This window comes from Glycomyces paridis (genome assembly GCF_004912155.1).
Lineage (GTDB): Bacteria > Actinomycetota > Actinomycetes > Mycobacteriales > Micromonosporaceae > Glycomyces > Glycomyces paridis.
In genome coordinates this window covers 147856-168693 of record NZ_STGX01000006.1, presented here as the reverse complement: position 1 = coordinate 168693, position 20838 = coordinate 147856, and the positions used below count along the sequence as shown (strand labels likewise).

18 protein-coding genes are annotated in these 20838 nt (G+C 72.2%); 6 read left to right on the top strand and 12 right to left on the bottom strand.

All coding sequences use genetic code 11. From position 1 onward, the window contains the following. Window positions 1-136: 136 nt before the first annotated feature. From E9998_RS10045 to E9998_RS10025, 5 genes are read right to left on the bottom strand one after another with little or no spacing between them, the layout of a single operon-like run. Entirely contained in the window at window positions 137-925 is a 789-nt protein-coding gene (locus E9998_RS10045; RefSeq protein WP_136529572.1) for an ABC transporter ATP-binding protein, read from the bottom strand. After that, window positions 922-1953: a FecCD family ABC transporter permease gene (locus E9998_RS10040; RefSeq protein WP_136529571.1), complete on the bottom strand. Its 1032-nt coding sequence runs from the start codon at window positions 1951-1953 to the stop codon at window positions 922-924. The genes E9998_RS10045 and E9998_RS10040 overlap by 4 nt, the downstream gene beginning before the upstream one ends. After that, window positions 1950-2990 (bottom strand): FecCD family ABC transporter permease, encoded by a 1041-nt coding sequence (locus tag E9998_RS10035; RefSeq protein WP_136529570.1) that lies wholly within the window; start codon window positions 2988-2990, stop codon window positions 1950-1952. Before E9998_RS10035 ends, E9998_RS10040 begins: the two co-directional genes overlap by 4 nt. Then, complete coding sequence (locus tag E9998_RS10030) at window positions 2987-3859, bottom strand: siderophore-interacting protein (protein WP_158299768.1); 873 nt, start codon at window positions 3857-3859, stop codon at window positions 2987-2989. The genes E9998_RS10035 and E9998_RS10030 overlap by 4 nt, the downstream gene beginning before the upstream one ends. Before the next feature lie 8 nt (window positions 3860-3867). Then, window positions 3868-4929 (bottom strand): ABC transporter substrate-binding protein, encoded by a 1062-nt coding sequence (locus E9998_RS10025; protein WP_136529568.1) that lies wholly within the window; start codon window positions 4927-4929, stop codon window positions 3868-3870. A 202-nt stretch (window positions 4930-5131) separates the two neighbouring features. Between E9998_RS10025 and E9998_RS10020 the strand changes: the two genes are divergently transcribed. Genes E9998_RS10020 through E9998_RS10005 form a run of 4 tightly spaced genes read left to right on the top strand, consistent with a single transcriptional unit; the run spans window position 5132 to window position 8823 of the window. Further along, a complete protein-coding gene (locus E9998_RS10020; RefSeq protein ID WP_136529567.1) occupies window positions 5132-5356 on the top strand; it encodes a heavy-metal-associated domain-containing protein in 225 nt (74 codons plus the stop codon). A gap of 1 nt (window position 5357) precedes the next feature. Next, the gene (locus tag E9998_RS10015) at window positions 5358-6266 is read left to right on the top strand and encodes a heavy-metal-associated domain-containing protein (protein WP_136529566.1); all 909 of its coding nucleotides are present in this window, start codon (window positions 5358-5360) and stop codon (window positions 6264-6266) included. Window positions 6267-6282: 16 nt separating this feature from the next. Then, window positions 6283-8553 carry a heavy metal translocating P-type ATPase gene (locus tag E9998_RS10010; protein WP_136529565.1) on the top strand — a complete coding sequence of 757 codons (2271 nt, stop codon included), beginning with the start codon at window positions 6283-6285 and terminating at the stop codon, window positions 8551-8553. A gap of 33 nt (window positions 8554-8586) precedes the next feature. After that, window positions 8587-8823 carry a YHS domain-containing protein gene (locus tag E9998_RS10005; RefSeq protein ID WP_136529564.1) on the top strand — a complete coding sequence of 79 codons (237 nt, stop codon included), beginning with the start codon at window positions 8587-8589 and terminating at the stop codon, window positions 8821-8823. A 58-nt stretch (window positions 8824-8881) separates the two neighbouring features. Here the strand turns inward: E9998_RS10005 and rocD are convergent, their stop codons facing one another. From rocD to E9998_RS09975, 6 genes are all read right to left on the bottom strand, one after another. After that, the gene (gene rocD / locus E9998_RS10000; RefSeq protein WP_136529563.1) at window positions 8882-10084 is read right to left on the bottom strand and encodes an ornithine--oxo-acid transaminase; all 1203 of its coding nucleotides are present in this window, start codon (window positions 10082-10084) and stop codon (window positions 8882-8884) included. Then, window positions 10081-11127, bottom strand: coding sequence for a tRNA (adenosine(37)-N6)-threonylcarbamoyltransferase complex transferase subunit TsaD (tsaD, locus tag E9998_RS09995; protein WP_136529562.1), 1047 nt, complete (start codon window positions 11125-11127; stop codon window positions 10081-10083). Before tsaD ends, rocD begins: the two co-directional genes overlap by 4 nt. 486 nt (window positions 11128-11613) lie before the next feature. Next, window positions 11614-12873 (bottom strand): family 1 glycosylhydrolase, encoded by a 1260-nt coding sequence (locus tag E9998_RS09990; RefSeq protein ID WP_136529561.1) that lies wholly within the window; start codon window positions 12871-12873, stop codon window positions 11614-11616. Then, on the bottom strand, window positions 12870-13718 hold the full coding sequence (locus tag E9998_RS09985; RefSeq protein WP_136529560.1) for a carbohydrate ABC transporter permease: 849 nt from the start codon (window positions 13716-13718) through the stop codon (window positions 12870-12872). The genes E9998_RS09990 and E9998_RS09985 overlap by 4 nt, the downstream gene beginning before the upstream one ends. Then, complete coding sequence (locus tag E9998_RS09980) at window positions 13715-14665, bottom strand: carbohydrate ABC transporter permease (RefSeq protein ID WP_136529559.1); 951 nt, start codon at window positions 14663-14665, stop codon at window positions 13715-13717. Before E9998_RS09980 ends, E9998_RS09985 begins: the two co-directional genes overlap by 4 nt. A 57-nt stretch (window positions 14666-14722) precedes the next feature. Then, entirely contained in the window at window positions 14723-15976 is a 1254-nt protein-coding gene (locus E9998_RS09975) for an ABC transporter substrate-binding protein (RefSeq protein ID WP_136529558.1), read from the bottom strand. Between the two features lie 316 nt (window positions 15977-16292). Here E9998_RS09975 and E9998_RS09970 point away from each other — a divergent pair, with 316 nt between their 5' ends. Next, window positions 16293-18392 carry an RICIN domain-containing protein gene (locus E9998_RS09970; protein ID WP_136529557.1) on the top strand — a complete coding sequence of 700 codons (2100 nt, stop codon included), beginning with the start codon at window positions 16293-16295 and terminating at the stop codon, window positions 18390-18392. A gap of 45 nt (window positions 18393-18437) precedes the next feature. Here the strand turns inward: E9998_RS09970 and E9998_RS09965 are convergent, their stop codons facing one another. Beyond that, window positions 18438-19451: a LacI family DNA-binding transcriptional regulator gene (locus tag E9998_RS09965; protein ID WP_136529556.1), complete on the bottom strand. Its 1014-nt coding sequence runs from the start codon at window positions 19449-19451 to the stop codon at window positions 18438-18440. A gap of 225 nt (window positions 19452-19676) precedes the next feature. Here E9998_RS09965 and E9998_RS09960 point away from each other — a divergent pair, with 225 nt between their 5' ends. After that, a complete protein-coding gene (locus tag E9998_RS09960) occupies window positions 19677-20837 on the top strand; it encodes an alpha/beta hydrolase family protein (protein WP_136529555.1) in 1161 nt (386 codons plus the stop codon). The last annotated feature ends 1 nt before the right edge of the window (window position 20838 follow it).

The window sequence follows — 20838 nt, the reverse complement described above, 5'->3', positions numbered from 1 at the left end:
ATCCGACACGGCGGCACAGCGAAACGCGGGGCGCCTTCGGGCCCCTGGCACAGCAGTGCCAGGCACGGGCGGGCGGCGCGCACGTCTTCGCCGTGCTGCCGCAACGGCTCGGGACGGTCCGTCCGCGCGGCCCGGGTCAGCCCCGGCGCTGGGCCCTGCCCAGCGGGATCACCAAGGGGGTGCCCGAGACCGGGTCGGGGACGACCTTGCACGGGAGGTCGAAGACGCGCTCGACGATGTCGGCGCTGATGACCTCCTCCGGTGTCCCCTCGGCGGCGATGGCGCCGTCGCGCATCGCGACGATGTGGGAGGCGTAGCGGGCGGCCTGGTTGAGGTCGTGGAGGACGGCGACGACGGTGCGGCCTTCGTCGTTGAGGCCCGCGAAGATGTCGAGCAGTTCGATCTGGTGGGCGATGTCGAGGAAGGTGGTGGGCTCGTCCAGGAGCAGGAGGCCGGTCTCCTGGGCGAGGACCATCGCGACCCACACCCGCTGGCGCTGGCCGCCGGACAGCTCGTCCACGAGGCGGTCGGCGAGGTCGGTGGTGCCGGTCGCCTCCATCGCGCCTCGCACGGCGGCCTCGTCGGCGCGGCTCCACTGTCGCAGCGCCGACTGGTGCGGGAAGCGTCCGCGGGCGACGAGGTCGGCGGCGGTGATGCCGTCGGGGGCCGTCGAGGTCTGGGGGAGCAGGCCCATTCGGCGCGCGACCTGTTTCGAGGGCATGGAGGCGATGGCCTTGCCGTCCAGGAGGACCGCGCCCGCGGTGGGTTTGAGCAGGCGCGAGAGGACCCGCAGGAGCGTCGACTTGCCGCAGGCGTTCGGGCCGACGATCGCGGTGAACGAGCCCGGGGCGATCGACAGGTCGAGGTCGGTGCCGACCGGCCGGTCCCGGTAGCCGAAGGTCACTTTGGACGCTTCGAGGGTCATCGCATCTCCTTCCGTGACTGCGCCACGAGCAGCCAGACGAGGTAGGCGCCGCCGAGCACGATGGTCATGAGGCCCACCGGCAGCGCCTGCGGGGGGACGTTGAGCGCGATCGCGTCGCACGAGACGAGCAGCAGCGCGCCCGTCACCGCCGAGGGCACGAGCTGCACGCCCGGCGCGCGGGTCAGGCGCCTGGCGAGCTGAGGGGCGACCAGTGCCACGAACGGGATGGGCCCGGCCAGCGCCGTCACGACCGCGCTGAGGGAGACGCCGACGACGATGAGCGCCAGGCGGACCGGTTCGACGGCCACGCCCGCCGCCGCGGCCGCGTCGTCGCCCAGTTCGAGCATCCGCAGCCGCCGCCCGAGCCACAGCAGCGGCACGACGAGGGCCGCGACCACGGCGGCGCCGTGGCGCGCGTCGGCCCAGTCGAGGCCGTTGAGGCTCCCGGCGGCCCAGACGGCGGCCATCTGCGCGGTCCACAGTTCCGCTTTGAGCAGCAGGTACGTGTTGACCGAGCCGAGGAGGGCGGTGAGGGCGACGCCGACGACGATGAGCCGGAAGCCGTGCACGCCGCGCCGGTAGGCCAGCAGGTAGACCGCGAGCGCGGTGGCGATGCCGCCCGCGAGCGCGGAGGGGATCACCAGGGCGGTGCCGCCGACGGCGATGATGGAGACGACGGCGCCGGTGTAGGCGCCGGAGTCGAAGCCGATGACGTCGGGGCTGCCGAGCGGGTTGCGCGTCAGCGACTGGAAGACGGCGCCGCTGAGGCCGAGCGCGGCACCGAAGACCAGGCCCAGAAGTACGCGGGGGAGTCGCCATTGGACGACGACGGTCTCCACGGCGGGCGGGGCGTCGGCGACTATGGCCTGTACGACGTCGGCGGCCGAGACGCGCATCTCGCCGAGGCCGAGGGCGATGACGGCGGTGAGGAGCGCGGCGGCGGCGAGGGCGGCGGTGACGAGGAGGGCCCGCAGGGGCGCCCGGGTGGAGGCCGCGTCGCCGGCGCGGAGCACGAGGTGTCGTCTCACAGGCCGCTGGCCTTGCTGCGTCGGACCATCCAGATGAGGACGGGCGCGCCGATGACGGCGGTGACGACGCCGGCGGGGATCTCGTCGGGGATGACGACGACGCGTCCGAGGACGTCGGCGGCGACCATGAGCGCGGGCCCCAGGAGGCAGCTGTAGGCGAGGATCCACCGCTGGTCGGGGCCGGTGATCCAGCGGGCGACGTGGGGGACCATCATGCCGAGGAACCAGATGACGCCGACCGCGGCGGTCGCCGAGCCGCACAGGAGTGTCACGGCGGCGACGACGGCGATGCGGGTCAGCCATTGGTTGGCGCCCAAGGCGTTCGCGAGGTCCTCGCCGAGGGCGACGGCGTTGAGGCCGCGGGCGGCGACGGCGGCGAGGAGGAGTCCGGCGGCGAGGAACGGGGCGATCACGGCGAGGGCGCCCCAGCCGAGGTCGGCCACCGATCCGGCCTGCCAGCTGCGCATCGTCAGGAACGCGTCGGCGTTGAGGAGCACGACGGTGGAGGCGATGCCCTGGAGGACCGCGCCGAGCGCGACCCCGGCGAGCACGAGCGTCACCGGGGAGCGGCCCCGGCCGCCGAGGCTGCCGATGAGGAACACCGCGCAGGCGGTGACCACGGCCCCGGCGAACGCCGCCCACACCTGGAGGAGGTCGCTCGCGGCGGGTGCGGCGCGCACGACGAGGACCATGCCCAGGGCCGCGCCCGCGGAGACGCCGAGCAGGCCCGGGTCGGCGAGCGGGTTGCGGGTGAGGCCCTGCATGAGGGCCCCGGCGACGGCGAGCGCGAGGCCGACGGCGAGGGCGAGGGCGGTGCGGGGGAGGCGCTGGCCGACGACGATGACGTGCGGGTCGCCGTTGTCGCGCCACAGCGCTTCGGCGACGTCGGCGAGCGGCAGCGGTTTCGAGCCGAGGGCGAGGCTGAGGAGGACGAGCACGGCGAGGGCGGCCGCGGCGGCGGCGAGGCCCAGGAGGCGGCGCCGCCGCCGGTCGACGGGTGCGGCGCCTGCCTCGGCGGTGAGGGTCGGGGCGCTCATAGCCCCAGTGCCGTGAGGCGGTCTTCGTAGTCGTCGGCGATGGCCTCGGGGTCGCGGTCTTGGGCCCACATGCCTTCGAGTTCGGCCCGGGTGCCCTCGTCGAGGGCCGCGAAGCGCTCGCGCCAGCGTTCGGCGTCGGCGGTCCAGTAGCCGAGGGCCTTGTAGGCGGTGGCGGGGAGGCCGAGTTCGCGGCGCAGGTGCCTGCGGGCGCCGCGCAGCGCCTTGGTCTCCCCGGCGACCCACGTGTACCCGGTGCCCTCGGGCCGGGGCAGGCCGCGCACGATCTCGTCGATGCAGCTGGGGGCGTGCCCGTTGCCGCCGAGGACCCAGGTGGTCTCCAGGCGCGGGTGGTCGGGCACGGGCACCCGGTGCGCTTCGTCGGCGATCTCGAGGACGAGGCGGGTCGCGACGTGGGGCGCGGTGAGTTCGACGATGCGCAGCGCGGCGGGGAGCCCGGCGTTGTCGGCGACGAGGACCTGCCACTGGAGGCCTTCGGGCGGGTCGTACAGCGGTTTGGGCGTGTTGAGGCCGATGACGTCGCCGACGGCGGCGCCGCGGGCCCAGGCGGCGGCGAGGCCGCCTTCGTGGACGACGAAGTCGATGGTGACCAGGCCGCGGTCGGCGTCGACGTCGCGGATCGTGTAGGTCCGCATCCGGTCGCCGTCGACCGAGCCGTAGTCGAGGTCGTCGCCGTCGACGCCCGGCAGCGGCGGCCGGTCCTCGCCGTCGAGCGGGAACAGGACGCGCACATATTCGTCGCCGACGCCGCTGGTGGGGTATCCGACCAGGGCGGGGCCGTTGAACACGATGCGCCGCAGGACGGGCGAGAGGTCCACGACCTGTGCGACCCGGGCGTGCATGACCCTCATGGGCTCGCTCATCCGACCAGCGCCGCTTCCACGACGTCGAGGAACGCGAGCTGCCCGCTCGGCGAGCCGAACGTCATCTCCATCTCGTATCCGACGATGCCGTCCTGGGCGACGAAGTCGAGCCCGGCCCACAGGGGGTTCTCGGCGGCCTCGTCCAGGAGCTGCTGGAACTGGGCCTCCTGGTCCTCGCCGAGGCCGCGGATCATGAAGGCGTAGTCGATGCCGTCCATGCGCCCGACCTGTTCGCCGCTGAGGGCCTCGCCCTGGCGGTCGTTGGCCAGGGAGGTTTCGGCGACGGTGAGGCCCAGGTCCTCGAAGACCTGGCATTCGACGCCGGAGTAGCAGCCGGTCTGGAACTGGTCCTCCCAGTAGCCGACGGGGGCGACGGTGATCGCGGCCGGGTCGGCGATCTGCGCGTTGACCTCGGCGATGCGGGCGTCGTAGATCGCCTTCCACTCCTCGAAGTACTGGGTGCGGCCGAGGGCGGCGGCGGTCTGCTCGAAGTGGTCCATCCACGGTTGCCCGTCGAAGGCGTCGACGCTGTAGGTCGGGGCGATCTCGGGGAGGCGCTCGACCACGTCGGCGTCGTAGCCCAGGCCGTTGAGGATGAAGTCCGGTTCGGCCATGAGGATCGACTCGTAGTCGTACTCGGGGTAGTTCGCGAAGGTCGCGACCTCGGTCAGGGCCTCCTGCGGGAAGAAGCAGGGGAAGGTCGTGTAGCCGGAGTCGGAGCGGATGGGCTGGCTGGAGGCGAGGGGGTAGCGCAGCCAGACGAGCATGTCGACGTCGGTGGTGTACATGCCGAGGGCCGCCTGCGGGGCCACGGGCAGGTCGACGTCGCCGAACTGGGTGGCCACGGTCCGGGTGCCGGTGCCTTCGGCGACCGGGGCGAGCTCGGGCAGGTCGGGGACGACCGCGTCGGCGCACTGCGCGTCGAGCTGCGACTCGCGCTCCTGGGGGTCGGCTTCGGCGACGGGCGCGTCGGTGGAGCAGGACGCGGCGAGCATGAGCCCGGCCGCGCTGGCGACGAGGGCGGTCGCCTTGCGGCGCATGGACATCCGGGCGGGCACGGTGGGGCCTCCTCATTTAGGTAAGCCTTACCTTAGATGATCGCGAGATAGGCTCGCGACAGTGGCCGCCGCGTTCCCGCAGAACGGGCCCGAGGCCGCTCGAATAAACCCCCGGGGGGTACTTGCGATCGATACCCCGATAGGGTATACATGTTCGTAGCAGATACCCCCTAGGGGTATCAACGACCGAAGGGGAAGCGCCATGACCGTCACCGAGTTCGCCGTCACCGGGATGACCTGCGGCCACTGCGAGACCGCCATCCGCACCGAGGTCGGCCTCATCCCCGGCGTCGAGCGCATCGACGTCAGCGCCGCCACCGGACGCCTCCTCGTCCACACCGCCGCGCCCGCCGCCGACCCGGCGGCCCTCGACCGCGACGTCCTCGCCGCCGTCGACGAGGCCGGCTACACCGCCGAGAGGGCCTGACATGGGAGCCCCGCAGCGCATCGGCCTCTACGCCGCCGGCCTCGCGGCCGTCTTCGCCGCGGCCTTCGCCGTCGCCGGCGTCGCCGTCCCCGAGAGCACCGTCGAGAACTGGACGGCCACCGAAGGCGAGCACGACATGGAAGGCGACGAGGACATGGCGACCGACGAGCACGGCGGCCACGACGCACCCGCAGCCCAGGCCCCCCGCGGCCTCGGCATCGAACAGGACGGCTACGTCCTCGGCGAGGTCGCCGCACCGACCGTCCCCGGCGCGCCCGGCACCCTCGCCTTCACCATCACCGGACCCGACGGCGCGACCCTCACCGAGTACACCGAATCGCACGAGAAGGACCTCCACCTCATCGTCGTGCGCGCCGACGGCACCGGCTTCCGCCACGTCCACCCCGAACTCGGCGCCGACGGCACCTGGACCATCCCCTGGGAATGGGACGCCGCGGGCACCTACCGCGTCTTCGCCGACTTCGTCCCGCCCACCGGCGAGGACGTGACCCTCTCGCGCACCGTCGCCGTCGACGGCGACCTCACCGTCCCCGCCCCGCTCCAGGTCAGCGCCACCGCAGAGACCGACGGGTTCACCGTCGCCCTCGCAGGCGACCTCGTCGCCGGAGAGGCCTCCGAACTCACCCTCACCGTCACCCGCGACGGCGAACCGGTCACCGCACTCGAGCCCTACCTCGGCGCCTACGGCCACCTCGTCGCCCTGCGCGACGGCGACCTCGCCTACCTCCACGTCCACCCCGAAGGCGCCGAAGCCGAACCCGGCACCGTCTCCGGACCCGACATCGTCTTCGCCGCCTCCGCGCCCACGCCGGGCCGCTACCTGCTCTACCTCGACTTCCAGGTCGACGGGCAGGTCCACACCGCCCAGTTCGCCGCCGAAGCACGCTGACACCGAAGGAGCCACCATGTCAGACGACACGGCCCAGCCACCGCTCCTCAAGGGCGGCAACGTCATCGAACTCGAAATCGGCGGCATGACCTGCGCCTCCTGCGCCATGCGCATCGAGAAGAAACTCAACAAACTCGAAGGCGTCACCGCCACCGTCAACTACGCCACCGAGAAGGCCAAGGTCACCGGCCCCGCCGGACTCGACGCCGCCGAACTCATCGCCGTGGTCGAGAAGACCGGCTACACCGCCGCCGTACCCGCACCCGAGACCCCCGAGCCCGGCGACGACGCCGAGCCCGCCGACCGCGAACTCGACTCGCTGCGGCAGCGCCTCATCGGCGCCGTCGCGCTCGGCGTCCCCGTCGTCGCCATGTCGATGGTCCCCGCCCTCCAGTTCGACTACTGGCAGTGGGCCTCCCTCGTCCTCGCCGCCCCCGCGATCCTGTGGGCCGGATGGCCGTTCCACAAGGCCGCGTGGACGAACCTGCGCCACGGCGCGGCCACGATGGACACGCTCATCTCCGTCGGCACCCTCTCGGCGCTGGCCTGGTCGCTGTACGCGCTGTTCCTCGGCACCGCCGGGGAACCGGGCATGAAGCACCCCTTCGAACTCACCGTCGCCCCCAGCGACGGCGCGGGCAACATCTACCTCGAGGTCGGCGCGGGCGTCGTCGCCTTCGTCCTGGCCGGACGCTACTTCGAGAAGCGCTCCAAGCGCCGGGCCGGGGCCGCCCTGCGGGCCCTGCTCCAGATGGGCGCCAAAGAGGTCGGCGTCCTCAAGGACGGCGTCGAGACGCGCGTCCCGATCGAGGACCTCGCCGTGGGCGACGAGTTCGTCGTGCGCCCCGGCGAGAAGATCGCCACCGACGGCACCGTCGTCACCGGCACCTCCGCCGTGGACGCCTCCATGCTCACCGGCGAGTCGGTGCCCGTCGAGGTCGCCCCCGGCGACGCCGTCACCGGCGCCACCGTCAACGCGGGCGGACGCCTCACCGTGCGCGCCACCAGGGTCGGCGCGGACACGCAGCTCGCCCAGATGGCGCGCCTCATCGAGGACGCCCAGTCCGGTAAAGCCGAGGTCCAGCGCCTCGCCGACCGCGTCTCCGGCGTGTTCGTGCCGATCGCCATCGCGATCAGCGTGGCCGCGCTCGGCGCGTGGCTCGGCGCGGGCTTCCCCGCCAGCGCCGCGTTCACCGCCGCCGTCGCGGTCCTCATCATCGCCTGCCCGTGCGCCCTCGGCCTCGCGACGCCGACCGCGCTGCTCGTGGGCACCGGCCGCGGCGCGCAGCTGGGCATCCTCATCAAGGGCCCCGAAGTGCTCGAATCGACCCGCAAGGTCGACACGATCGTCCTCGACAAGACCGGCACGGTGACCACCGGGCGCATGACGCTCCTCGACGCCGTCGCCGCCGACGGGGTCGAGCGCGCCGAGCTGCTGCGCCTCGCCGGCGCCCTGGAGGACGCCTCCGAGCACCCGATCGCCCAGGCCGTCGCCAAGGGCGCGGTCGCCGAGACCGGGCCGCTGCCGGTGCCCGAGTCCTTCGCGAACGTCGAGGGCAAGGGCGTGCAGGGCGTCGTGGACGGCCACGCCGTGCTCGTGGGCCGCACGAGCCTCCTGGAGGACTGGTCCCTGGCCCTGCCCGAGGACCTCGCCGAGGCCAAGGCGACCGCCGAGTCCCAGGGCCGCACCGCCGTCGCGGTCGCCTGGGACGGGGAGGCCCGCGGCGTCCTCGTCGTGGCCGACGCCGTCAAGCCCACGAGCGCCGAGGCGATCGCCGAGTTCAAGCGGCTCGGCCTGACCCCGGTGCTGCTCACCGGCGACAACCGCGCCGCCGCGGAGCAGGTGGCCGCCGAGGTCGGCATCGAGGAGGTCGTGGCCGAGGTCATGCCCGCCGACAAGGTCGACGTCGTGGCCCGCCTCCAGTCGGAGGGCAAGGTCGTGGCGATGGTCGGCGACGGCGTCAACGACGCCGCCGCGCTCGCCAAGGCCGACCTGGGCCTGGCGATGGGCACCGGGACGGACGTCGCGATCGAGGCGGCCGACCTGACACTGGTGCGCGGGGACCTGCGGGCCGCCGCCGACGCGATCCGGCTCTCGCGCCGGACCCTCGGCACGATCAAGGCGAACCTGTTCTGGGCCTTCGCGTACAACACCGCCGCGATCCCGCTGGCGGCGCTGGGCCTGCTCAACCCGATGCTCGCGGGGGCGGCCATGGCCTTCTCCAGCGTGTTCGTCGTCAGCAACAGCCTGCGGCTGCGGACCTTCAAGTCCCGCACCGCCGCCTGACCACCCGATCCACTCCAGCCGAAAGGAACCCCCATGTGCAGCACGCAGGACAAGGCCGCCGAGGCCTGCCATGCCCCGGTCGACGCCGATGAGAAGCGCCCCGAGGAGCTCGCCGAGTGCCCCGTGATGACCGGTTCGACCGTGGTCAAGGCCGACGCAGAGGCGGCCGGGCTCTTCCGCGACTTCGAGGGCGAGCGGTACTGGTTCTGCTGCGCAGGTTGCGGTCCGGCCTTCGACGCCGACCCGGCCAAGTACGCGCGGGCGGCCTGAACGAAGCGGCGCCCCGGCCGGTCCTCTCGGACCGGCCGGGGCGCCGTCGTCTGGGGGTTCAGCCCGCGATGGCCTCGGCGAGGATCGCCACGCCCTTGTCGATCTCGACTGGCTCGATGACCAGCGGCGGGGCGATGCGCACCGTCTTGTGGTGGGTCTCCTTGCACAGCAGGCCGAGCCGCGCGGCCCGCTCGCACACCTCGCGGGCGGTGGGGGCGTCCTCGGCGAGGTCGACGCCGGCCCAGAGGCCGACCACGCGGATCGCCTCGACCTTGGAGCGGTCGAGCCCGGCGAGCGCGTTCTCGAGGTGCGCGCCCAGTTCCAGTGCCCGGTCCTGCCATTCGCCGGTGGCGAGCATGGCGACGACCTCGCGGCCGACGGCGGCGGCGAGCGGGTTGCCGCCGAACGTGGAGCCGTGGCTGCCGGGGGTGAAGACGTCCATGACCTCGCGGTCGGCCGCGACCGCCGAGACGGGCACGATGCCGCCGCCGAGGGCCTTGCCGAGCAGGTACACGTCGGGCACGACGTCCTCGCGGTCGCACGCGAAGGTGTGGCCGGTGCGGCCCAGGCCCGACTGGATCTCGTCGGCGATCATGAGGACGCCGTTCGCGTCGCAGGCCTCGCGGACCGCGCGCAGGTAGCCCTCGGGCGGGGCGATGACGCCCGCCTCGCCCTGGACGGGCTCGATGAGGACGGCGACCGTGTCGGGCCCGATGGCGGCGGTGAGCGCCTCGATGTCGCCGTAGGGGACCGAGTCGAAGCCGGGAGCGAAGGGCCCGAAGCCGTCGCGCGCGACCGGGTCGGAGGAGAAGCCGACGATGGTCGTGGTGCGGCCGTGGAAGTTCCCGTCGAACACGACGATGCGGGCGCGGCCCTCGGCGACGCCCTTGCGCGTGTAGCCCCATTTGCGGGCGGCCTTGATCGCGGTCTCGACGGCCTCGGCGCCGGTGTTCATCGGCAGGACCGCGTCCTTGCCGCACAGCTCGGCGAGTTCGGCGCAGAACGGCCCGAGCTGGTCGGTGCGGAACGCGCGCGAGGCGAGCGTGAGCCGGTCGAGCTGGGCGTGGGCTGCGGCGACCAGGCGCGGGTGGCCGTGGCCGAAGTTCACCGCGGAGTAGGCCGCGAGCCAGTCGAGGTAGCGGCGGCCTTCGGCGTCGGTGACCCAGGCGCCGTCCCCTTCGGCGAGGACCACCGGGAGCGGGTGGTAGTTGTGCGCGCCGTAGTGCTCTTCGAGTGCGGTGAGATCGCTCGAGCGGTTCACAGGGCCCCTTTCACGGGTTGGAGCAGCGCCGCGGTGAGCGGCGCGGAGGAATCGGCGGACATGCCGGGGGGCGCCCACGGCGCGCCCGCCTCCACCAGCATGGACCCTACGGCGGCGATCATGGCGCCGTTGTCGGTGCACAGGCGCGGCGGCGGGACGCGCACGGTGATGCCGCGTTCGGCGCAGCGGGACTCGGCGAGTTCGCGCAGGCGCCCGTTGGCGGCGACGCCCCCGGCGATGACGAGCGTGTCGACGCCGTGGTCGGTGCACGCGGCGACGGCCTTGGCGGTGAGGACGTCGCAGACGGCCTCTTGGAACGAGGCGGCGATGTCCGCGACCGGCAGTGGCCCCTGCGACGCGTCGATCCAGCGGGCGACGGCGCTCTTCAAGCCGGAGAAGGAGAAGCCGTAGGGGCCGACGGTGGGGCGCGGGAACCGGATCGCGCCGGGGTCGCCTTCGGCGGCGGCGCGGCTGAGCGCGGGTCCGCCGGGGTAGCCGAGGCCCAGGAGGCGGGCGACCTTGTCGAACGCCTCGCCCGCGGCGTCGTCGGCGGTGTCGCCGAGGTGCACGATCGGGTCGCGGGCGAGGTCGCCGAGCATGAGCAGCGAGGTGTGCCCGCCGGAGACGACCAGGCCCACGCTGCGCTCGGGCAGCGGTCCGTGTTCGAGGGTGTCGGCGGCGACGTGCCCGGCGAGGTGGTGGACGCCCAGGAGCGGCACGCCGAGCGCGAGCGCGTACGCCTTCGCGGCGGCGATGCCCACGGTCAGGGCGGTGGAGAGGCCGGGTCCGGCGGTCACGGCGACGGCGTCGACGTCGCCCTTCTCCAGCCCGGCGCGTTCGAGCGCGGTGCGCACGGCCGGGACCATCGACTGGAGGTGGGCGCGGGCGGCGACCTCGGGGACGATCCCGCCGAAGCGGGCGTGCTCGTCCATGCTCGTGGCGGTGCACTCGCCGAGGAGGCGCCCGTCCGCGACCAGGCCCACGCCCGTCTCGTCGCACGAGGACTCGATGCCCATGACCACGGCCCCTTGCGGCACGCCCATCGGCTCGCCCTCCCATCACTCGCGCTGCGGTTCCGGGACGATTCTACTGTTGCAAACTACTTGCAATAAGTGGAGTCCCGGTCCGCCCGCCTGATGGTCACACCGGACCGGGAGCCAGGTCGCGGGGACACCGACGTGCGGACCGAACGCGCTCGGCGGCCGAGGGAGGCCCCTGGTGACCGGCGGGTCGGCGGCGAGCCGAGCGCCGGTCGGCGACGGGCCTGCCGGCGGAGCGGCCGAAGGGCGGCCGCCCCGCCGGATCCCGGGGGAGCCTGCCCGAGGGAGCGGTGCGGGCGGGGCGCTCCGCCGGAGCGCCCGGGCACACGCCCCGGCCCGCTCGGCGCTCCCCGAGCACGCGGTGCCCGCGCCGTTCGGACTCGGTCCTGTCCGGCCGTGAGTCGGGCCTGCCCCCCGAGCGGCCCGGCGTTCCCTGAGCGTGCGGCGCCGAAGACCGTTCGTCCCTGAGCGGCCGGGCCCGGCTCGGCCTCAGCGGCTCCCGAGCGCGTGGTGCCGGAAGCGGTCGGCGACGGCCGTGCGCACCCGCAGGAGACCGGCGTCGCTCTCCTGGAGTTCCCACAGTCCCATCGTGAGCCGGTGCGCCTCGCGCGGCAGCTCGGAGTGCCGGTAAGTCCACTCGTACATGTCGAACAGGGGCCACCAGGTGTAGCCGACCACGTCCACGCCGTCCTCGCGCAGGCCCCGGACCGCCGCCACCGACTCGTCGAGCCAGTCGAGGCGGGCCTTGACCGAGTCGGTCACGCAGGTCTCGGTGAGCATGACGGGCGCGCCGTACCGCTCGGCGGCCGAGCGCAGCAGCTCGACCAGGCCCGCGGTGCCGTCGTCGCGGGCCGGGCGCGGGTCGGGGAATCCGCCGGAGTGGAACACCCCGGCCTCGAAGACCTCGGTCGAGTGCAGCGGGTAGTAGTTGACGCCCATGACGTCCGGGAGCGCCGGCGCCTCCTGGAACCAGGCGAGGTCGGCGTCCTCCCAGCCGTTCGCCAGCAGGAACGGCGCGAGCGCGTGGTCCGCGCCGACCCGCCCGGTGACCAGGTCCTCCACGAGGTGCACCTGCTCCTTGAGCCGCGCGGCGAGCTCGCGGTGCTCGGGGGCGTCCACGTCGCCGACGTACCGCATCCCCGCGTCCACGTGCACGAACGCCGCCTTCTCGCCGAGGACGCCGCGCACCGCGTGCTGCGTGCGCACGAAGCCGCGCGCGATCTGGCCGACCACCTCGCTCAGGCCCCGTGGTCCTGAGAGGTGCGGCGGCCAGTACGCGTACTCGCCGGAGAACTGGGCGTGGATCATCGGCTCGTTCACCGGCGTGTAGTCGTAGAACCCGTATCCCGCATAGCGTTCGGCCACGCGCGCGCCGTACTCGGCGACGCGCTCGGGGTAGTCCGGGTTCGCGAACTGCCGGTCCATCCACAGCGGCGTGCCGTAGTGCATGAGGTCCACGATCGGCCGCAGCCCGAGCTCGGCGTAGCGGGCCATGACCCGGTCGAGCCAGTCCCAGTCCCAGCGTTCCTTCTCCGGCTGGATCCGGTACCAGGGCACGCCCCAGCGCACGAACTCGGCGCCCGCGCCGCTCGCCAGGGCGAGGTCGGCGTGCCAGTGCTCGTAGTGCTCGGTGAGCTCGTACTCGTCGATCGGCCGTTCGCCGGGGCCCGTCTGGGGCACGAACGTGTCCTCGACGCCGACGGCGAAGTGGAGTGCGCCGTCGCGGAACCATGGGCGGGTGTCGGTCATTTGAGTCCTGTCGTCGCGATGTTCTCGATGAACCGGCGCTGTACGAACAGGAACGCGATGACCAGCGGCAGGATCGCGATGAGCGACCCGGCCATCATCACGCCGTGCGGCACGATGCCGCTCGGTCCCGTCAGCAGTGTCAGGCCGGAGGTTATGGTGCCCATCTCGGCGTCGGTCGTGAACACGAGCGGCCACAGCAGGTCGTTCCAGTTGTTCACGAACGTGAAGAGCCCCAAGGTGAGCAGGGCGGGCATGGCGTTGGGGATCACGATCGAGCGGAAGAGCCGGAACTCGCTGGCGCCGTCCATGCGGGCGGCCGAGTCGATGTCGCGGGGCAGCGCGAGGAAGAACTGGCGCAGGAAGAAGATCCCGAACGCGTCCGCTGCCCGCGGCGCGATGAGCCCGGTGTAGGTGTTCACCCAGCCCAGGTCCGCCACCAGCTGGTAGAGCGGGATGAGCGTGGCCTGGAAGGGGATCATGAGCGTCGCGATGATGGCGACGAGGAGGACCTTGCGGCCGGTGAAGTCGATGCGCGCCAGGGCGTACGCCGCGAGCGAGTCGAAGACGAGCGCGAAGAGGGTGACCCCGCCGGCGAACAGGAAGCTGTTGCCCATGAGCCGCGCGAACGGCAGCTCGGAGGTCACCTCCCTGACGTTGTCGAGCGTCCACGCGTCGGGCAGGAGGCTCGGCGGGAAGGCGTTGACCTCGACGGCGGGCTTGAACGCGGTGAAGACGATGATCGCGATGGGCAGCAGCACGATCGCGCTGACCACGACGAGCGCGATCGTCGCCAGGACGGTGCCCGGGCGGATCTCGCGCAGCCGGTTTCCCCTGCGGGGGCTCATGACAGGTCCTTCTCTCTGCGGCCGAAGAACACGAACTGCACCAGGCTGAGGATCAGCGTCGCGATCAGAAGCACATAGGACAGTGCGGAGGCGAAGCCGATGTCGAGCTTGCGGAACCCGGACTCGTAGATCTCCATGACCACGGTCTGCGTGTGTCCGTAGGGGCCGCCGCCGGTCATGACGTAGATCTGGTCGAAGGTCTGTAGCGCCGCGATCGTCGCGAAGATGAGTACGAACGCCATCGTGTTCGACAGCAGCGGCAGCGTGATGCGCCGCAGCCGCGCCCACGGCCCGGCCCCGTCGATCCGCGCCGCCTCGTACAGCGAGGAGGGGATGTCCTGGAGCCCGGCGAGGAAGATGACGAAGTAGAAGCCGAAGAGCTTCCACACGGCCACGAACGCGACCGCGGGCATGGCGAGCTGCGGGTCCTCCAGGACGTTGCCCATCTGGACGCCCATGCCGCGCAGCCAGTAGTTCAGCAGCCCGACCTGCGGGTCGATGAGGTAGCTCCACGCGAAGGCCGCCACGGCGAACGAGATCGTGAAGGGCACGAACAGCGCGGTGCGGAAGAACGAGCGGAAGGGCATGTGCGGGCTGTTGAGCAGCAGCGCCAGCCCCAGCGCCGCGATGACGGCGGTCGGTGTGAACAGCACCGTGTACAGGGCGGTGTTGGTCACCGCGTCGAAGACGTCGGAGTCGGTGAAGACCTTGACGTAGTTCTCCAGGCCCACCCACTCCTCGCGGCCGAACCCGCTCGCGTCGGTGAACGACAGCCGCAGCGCCGAGATCATCGGCCAGACCACGAACAGGCCCAGGATGATCAGCGCCGGCGTCAGGAACAGCAGCGCCTTGGCGTTGCGGCCCGACTGGCTGCCGGTGGCGCGGCGCCGCCCGCCCAGCGGCGCCGGAGGACGGTACCGGCGGACCGGCACATGGTCAGCACTCATGGTTTCCTCTCAAGCTCCGAGGGGGCGCCCGGCCGGGCGCCCCCGAGTGCGGGTCGGTCAGTCGTCCAGGGCCGTCTGGATCTCGGCCTGGGCCTCGGCGAGGAGCGTGGCGACGTCCTCCCCGGCGACGGCGCGCTGCGTGAGCTCGTCGATCGCGGTGAGCACGTCGACGCTGTTGACCACGCCCGGCAGGAGCGGGCGGCCGGTCGCGGAGATCTCGGTCAGGGCGGCGACCGTCGGGTTCTCGGCGACCGCGTCGGCCGGGATGTCGGTGCGCAGCGGCGGCCAGCCCGAGCCCAGCGACCACTTCACGGAGTTCTCCTCGTTGAGGAAGTACGCGAGGAACTCCTCGGCGGCGGCCTGCTCGGCGTCGCTGGTGTCGACGGTGACGGCCATCGAGATGCCGATGGCGGAGGCGGCCTGCGCGGCCGGTCCGGCCGGGAGCGGCGCGATGGCGTAGTCGATCTCGTTCTCTGCGGCGATGGAGGCCATCCAGGGCCCGCCGACGGTCATGGCGGCCTTGCCGCCGCTGAACAGCTCGTCGGCGCCGATCCCGTCGATGCCGGTGGGGGAGATCTGGTCGGCGTTGATCGCCGAGCTCCAGAACTCCAGCGTCTCGGCGTTCTCGGGCGAGTCGATCACGGCCGTCCCGCCGTCGACGATGTCGCCGCCGTTGCCGTAGAACAGCGAGGGCCACAGGCCGTTGGCGACGGTCGCGTGGTCGGGGAGCACGACGCCGTACTGCTCGGGCGTGCCGTCGCCGTCCTCGTCCACCGTCAGCTGCTTGGAGGCGCTGACCCACTCGTCCCAGGTCTGCGGGAACTCGGTGACGCCGGCGGCGTCGAAGAGCGCGGTGTTGTAGTAGACGGCCAGCGGCACGAAGCCGCTGGGGACGCCGAACTTCTCGCCCTCGACCTCTTCCATCGCGACGGCGCCGGGCACCAGGTTCGCGGTGTTGCTCGACTCGTCGGCGTAGAAGTCGTCGAGCGAGGCGAACGCGCCCTTGGAGGCGTAGACGGGCAGCCGCTCGGCGGGCATGGCGACCAGGCCGGGGCCCTCGCCCGCCGACAGGGCGGTGAGGAGGGTGTCGTCGATGCTCGCCCAGGTCTTCAGTTCGGTGTTGATGGTGATGTCGTCCTGCGAGGCGTTGAAGTCGGCGACGATCTCTTCGAGCACGTCGCCGTCCGCCTCGGAGTACCCGTGCCAGAAGGTGAGTTCGACCGGGCCGTCGTCCTCGCCGCCGCCGGAGCAGCCCGCCGCCATCAGCGCGAGCGTCGCTGCGACGCCCGTCAGGATCCGCGTGCGTGTCATTTCTTTCCCTCTCGATGCGAGACTGCGCTGTCTGCGCCTGGTTCACGCTGCCACCGGAGTCGCGATGTACAACGTTGTAATTTCTGCAACCTACGGTCGCGTCCCCGCCGGTGTCAAGGCCGGGCGGCGCGTGTCCGCGGTTCTTCTCCGATTCGTGACCATGCGCTTGACGTTCACGAGGAGATCGACTTACGATGTGCTCCACCTAACATACAACGTTGTAAAAAAGGAGGTGCGGCAACCCGGCGACACCCGGGCCCACCAGGCCCGACTCCCCTCCGACGACGCCAACCGACCGAGACGAAAGCGAACCCCCATGCATCGAGCCACGACAACGGCGCCGCGGCGACGCGGCCTCACCTACGCGATCGCGGCCGCCGCCGCGGCCCTCCTCGTCGCCCTCGCGGGCGCGGTCCCCGCCGCCGCGGTGACCACCGGCAACGGCGCGCTGGTCTACGCCCCGGCCGCCGGCAGCTCCTTCAACCCCGAAGGCGGCGCCCCCGCCGGCACCACCTACGCCAAGATCGCCGTGCTCAAGCACAACGGCGGCGCCAACGGCACCCAGCTGGTCACCTACGACCAGCTCGTGCTCAAGAACGGCGTCCAGGTCTACCCCGTCTACCGATCGACGAACAACGGGACGAGCTGGACCCACGTCACCGACGTCGTCCCCAGCGCGACCTTCCCCTCCCTCACGCGGACCGCGCAGCCCTTCCTCTACGAGGTCACCGAGTCCACCGGCGGCCTCGCGGCGGGCACGATCCTCCTGGGCGGCATGATCATGCCCGAGAATCGCTCGTCCAGCCGCCTCGTCGTCTACAAGTCCACCGACCAGGGCTCGACCTGGAGCTTCCTCAGCACCGTCGACACCGGCGGCCCGGCCGTCTACGACCCCTCCCCGAGCTCCACGACCACGACCGTCTGGGAGCCCTCGTTCGCGATCGACGGGGACGGCGGCCTCGTCGCCTACTACTCCGACGAGCGCCAGAAGGGCGACGACGTCCTCCAGGCGGTCTCCTACCGCCGCTCCACCGACGGCGGCCAGACCTGGGGCCCGCTCGTCAACGTCTCGGCGCCGACCAACCAGAGCGACCGGCCCGGCATGATCACCGTGACGAAGCTCCCGAACGGGCGCTACCTGGCGACCTTCGAGGTCGTCAACCGGCCCAGCCAGTCCCAGAACACCGCCCCGGTCTACTTCAAGACCTCGGACGACGGACTCGACTGGGGGAACGAGAACAGCATCGGCACGCCGGTCGAGCTCGCCGACGGGCGCGGCATCGGCTCCTCCCCGTACGTCAAGTGGGTGCCCTCGGGCGGCCCGAACGGCATGGTCGTGGTCGCCTCGAAGTGGTCGCTCGACGCCTCGGGGAACATCGACGGCGGCCAGAACTTCTACGTCAACTACAACCTCGGCGAAGGGCCCTGGGAGCGCCTGCCGATGGCGGTCACCTACGACGCGACCGACACGCAGGGCGGCAACTTCAGCGGCTTCGCGCAGGGCATCGACGTGAGCGTCGACGGGCGCACGCTCTACCAGGCGGTGAACGTCGAGAACACCGCGACCGACCTCAACGACATCCGCGTCGGCTCGATCCCGCTCGACGCCCAGCAGTACGAGGCCGAGCTGGCGACGCTGAGCGACGTCTCGACGGTCTCGCACGTCCAGGCCTCGAACGGCTCGAAGATCGGCAACATCAACAACGCCGGCAGCTACGTCGAGTTCACCGTGCGGGTGCCGACCGCCGGGACCTACACGTTGAACGTCCGCTACGACAACGGGTTCGGGTCCGCCGCGACGCACAACGTCAGCGTCAACGGCGGTTCGTCCTCCTCGATCAGCTATCCGGCGACGGTCGACTGGGGCCGCTACGGGTGGGCGCAGAAGAGCGTCTCGCTCAACGCGGGGACGAACACGATCCGGTTCGCCAAGGGCACGAACTTCGCCGAGCTCGACGTGCTGCACCTGTACTCCTCGGCGGCGCTGGACCCCCAGTTCCAGATCGTCAACCGCAACAGCGGCAAGCTCCTCGAGGTCTTCAGCGCCCTGGCCACGGACGGCGCCCCGGCGGGGCAGTGGGGCGACACCGGCCACGCGACCCAGCGGTGGGCCGTCGACACCGTCTCGGGCAGCACCGTCCGCCTCGTCAACGTCAACAGCGGGAAGCTCCTGGAGATCCCCTCGGCGCAGACGGCCGACGGCGTGGACACGGTGCAGTGGGGTTCGACCGGGCACGCGACCCAGTCCTGGAACGCCGCCGTCAGCGGCGGCTGGTGGACCTTCACGAACGCCAACAGCGGCAAGGCCCTGGAGATCGACGGCTGTTCGACCGCGGACGGCGCCGTCGCGCAGCAGTGGTCCGCTAACGGCTTCGCCTGCCAGCAGTGGCGCCTGGTGAAGGAGGGCGCCCAGTGACCGGCTGACTTCAAGAGGGGCGGGCTTCGGCCCGCCCTTCCGCCGTCAGTCCTTCGGCGCCGACTCCCGTTCGATGATCGTGAAGTCGGCGAGCTTCGTGCGCGGCGCGAGGTCCTTGCCCTTGCGGCCGATGCGTTCGAGGAGCGTCTCGACGGCCGTGCGCGCGATCCACTCGCGGCCCGGGTCGACCGTGGTCAGCGACGGGATCGCGTACGCGGCCTCGTCGAGGTCGTCGAAGCCGAGCACCGCCACGTCCTCGGGGACGCGCAGCCCCGCCTCCTGGAGCACGCGCATCGCTCCCAACGCGAGCGTGTCGTTGAACCCGAAGACCGCGTCGAAGTCGGCCCCGCGGTCGAGCAGGTCGTGCATCGCGCGCGCCCCGTCGGCGCGGTGCCACAGGGTCGCCCGCGCCACCAGCCGCTCGTCGTAGGGGATGCCGTGCGCTTCGAGCGCCTCGCGGTACCCGCGCAGGCGCAGCCGGGCCGAGCCCATCACCTCGTCCTCGTTCTCGCCGATCACGGCGATGCGCCGCCGCCCGGACGCGATGAGGTACTCCGTGGCCGCGTGCGCGGCGTTCAGGTTGCTCATGGTGACGTGGTCGTTCGGCCAGTCGAAGGTCCGCTCGCCCAGGAGCACCAGCGGGAAGGCGACGTCGAGGGCGTCGGCGTCCTCCTGGCCCATGCCCAGCGGGCTGAGGATGAGCCCGTCCGTCATGCGCAACCGCGGGCTCTTGAGGAGCGCCAGCTCGCGGTCGCGGTCGCCGCCGGTCTGCTCCACGAGGGTCACCAGGCCGGCCTGCTCGGCGGCGGCGATGACGAAGCTGGCGAGCTCGGCGAAGTAGCTCAGATTGAGTTCGGGGACGGCGAGGGCGATCGCGCCGGTCCGCCCCGAGCGCAGGCTCCGCGCGCTGAGGTTGGGCTTGTAGCCCAGCTCGGCGATCGCCCGCTCGACCCGCTCGCGCGTGGAGGGGCGCACATGGGGATGGCCGTTGACGACGTTCGAGACCGTCTTGAAGGACACGCCCGCGAGGTTCGCGACGTCGTGCAGGGTCGCCGCCATGGCACCTCCTAGGTTCGTGACGATCTTACAACGATGCAAACCATCGGATTGGCCCCGAACGACGCATGGGCGGAACCCGTCCCACCCGTGGCCGAGTGCCGCCGCGCACCCTGGCGACACCCTGACGGCCTCCCGCCCCACGCGTGACCGCGGAAGGACGGCGCGCCGACCCGCATTAGGATCGTGCCACCCGCCCCTGCCGATCCCTACCTCCGAGGACCCGCCGTGACCGTCAACGCCGACACCGCCACCGACGCCCCCGCCTCCAAACGCCGCCGCCGCGGCCTGCGCGCGCTCCTCATCAGCCTCGGGGCGGTCCTCGTGCTCGCCCTCGCCGCGCTCGGCGGCGCCGGGTGGTACTTCTCCGGCGAGGTCATCAACGTCGACCACGGCCCGAGCGAGTACGGCCTCACCGTCCTCGCCGTCGACGCCGACTCGGTGACCCTGCCCCGCGGCGAGGCCACCGAGAAGCCCGGCACCTGGGGCCTCGCCTGGGAGGACGGCCAGGCCGTCATCGGCGAGGTGCTCGCCTCCGACGAGGACACCGTGACCCGCGCCCTCGACCGGGTCCTGTACGGCGACCTCGCCGTCGACACCCCCGCGCGCATCGACACCTGGACCTACCGCGACGACCCGCAGACCGCCCTCGGCCTCGCCTACGAGGAGGTCGCGATCCCGACCGAGCTCGGCGACGCCCCGGCCTGGCAGTTGGCCGGCGAGGGCACCACCTGGGTCGTCACCGTCCACGGCCGCAACGCCTCCCCGGCCGAGACCCTCCGCGGCGTCGAGGTCTACGCCGCCCTCGGCTACCCCGTCCTGGCCGTCACCCACCGCAACGACGAGGGCGCGCCCGCCGCCCCGGACGGCCTGCACTCGCTCGGCGAGTACGAGAGCGACGACGTCGTGGACGCCGTCGAGTACGCCCTCGACAACGGCGCCGAGGACGTGGTCCTCCACGGCTGGTCGATGGGCGGCGCCATCGTCTCCACCGCCGCGCGCAAGCTCGCGGACACCGGCGTCGTCAAGGCCGTCGTGCTCGACTCCCCGGTCATGGACTGGAACTCGACCCTCGACATGCAGGCCGCCGACCGCGACGTCATCGACCCGATCACCTGGGCCGCCAAGCGCATCGTGGAGTGGCGCGCGGACATCGACCTCGACGACCTCGACCAGCGCAACTTCGTGGACGAGTTCGACATGCCGATGCTCCTGTTCGTGGACACCGCCGACGAGACCGTCGACCACACCGCCACCCTCGACTTCGCCGAGCGGCTGCCCGAAGGCCAGGCCACGGTGGTCACCACCGCCTCGGGCCACACCGCGTCCTGGAACGAGGACCCGGCCGCCTACGGCGCCGCCCTCACCGACTTCCTCGCCTCGCTCTAAA

Bases quoted from the DNA above. Each gene is read 5' to 3' on its own strand.
- E9998_RS09980 (WP_136529559.1), bottom strand. From the start codon at position 14,665: ATGAGTGCTGACCATGTGCCGGTCCGCCGGTACCGTCCTCCGGCGCCG.
- E9998_RS10010 (WP_136529565.1), top strand. From the start codon at position 6,283: ATGTCAGACGACACGGCCCAGCCACCGCTCCTCAAGGGCGGCAACGTC.
- E9998_RS09990 (WP_136529561.1), bottom strand. From the start codon at position 12,873: ATGACCGACACCCGCCCATGGTTCCGCGACGGCGCACTCCACTTCGCC.
- E9998_RS09985 (WP_136529560.1), bottom strand. From the start codon at position 13,718: ATGAGCCCCCGCAGGGGAAACCGGCTGCGCGAGATCCGCCCGGGCACC.
- E9998_RS09975 (WP_136529558.1), bottom strand. From the start codon at position 15,976: ATGACACGCACGCGGATCCTGACGGGCGTCGCAGCGACGCTCGCGCTG.
- E9998_RS09965 (WP_136529556.1), bottom strand. From the start codon at position 19,451: ATGGCGGCGACCCTGCACGACGTCGCGAACCTCGCGGGCGTGTCCTTC.
- tsaD (WP_136529562.1), bottom strand. From the start codon at position 11,127: ATGGGCGTGCCGCAAGGGGCCGTGGTCATGGGCATCGAGTCCTCGTGC.
- E9998_RS10005 (WP_136529564.1), top strand. From the start codon at position 8,587: ATGTGCAGCACGCAGGACAAGGCCGCCGAGGCCTGCCATGCCCCGGTC.
- E9998_RS09970 (WP_136529557.1), top strand. From the start codon at position 16,293: ATGCATCGAGCCACGACAACGGCGCCGCGGCGACGCGGCCTCACCTAC.
- E9998_RS10035 (WP_136529570.1), bottom strand. From the start codon at position 2,990: ATGAGCGCCCCGACCCTCACCGCCGAGGCAGGCGCCGCACCCGTCGAC.
- E9998_RS10030 (WP_158299768.1), bottom strand. From the start codon at position 3,859: ATGAGGGTCATGCACGCCCGGGTCGCACAGGTCGTGGACCTCTCGCCC.
- E9998_RS10020 (WP_136529567.1), top strand. From the start codon at position 5,132: ATGACCGTCACCGAGTTCGCCGTCACCGGGATGACCTGCGGCCACTGC.
- E9998_RS10045 (WP_136529572.1), bottom strand. From the start codon at position 925: ATGACCCTCGAAGCGTCCAAAGTGACCTTCGGCTACCGGGACCGGCCG.
- E9998_RS10015 (WP_136529566.1), top strand. From the start codon at position 5,358: ATGGGAGCCCCGCAGCGCATCGGCCTCTACGCCGCCGGCCTCGCGGCC.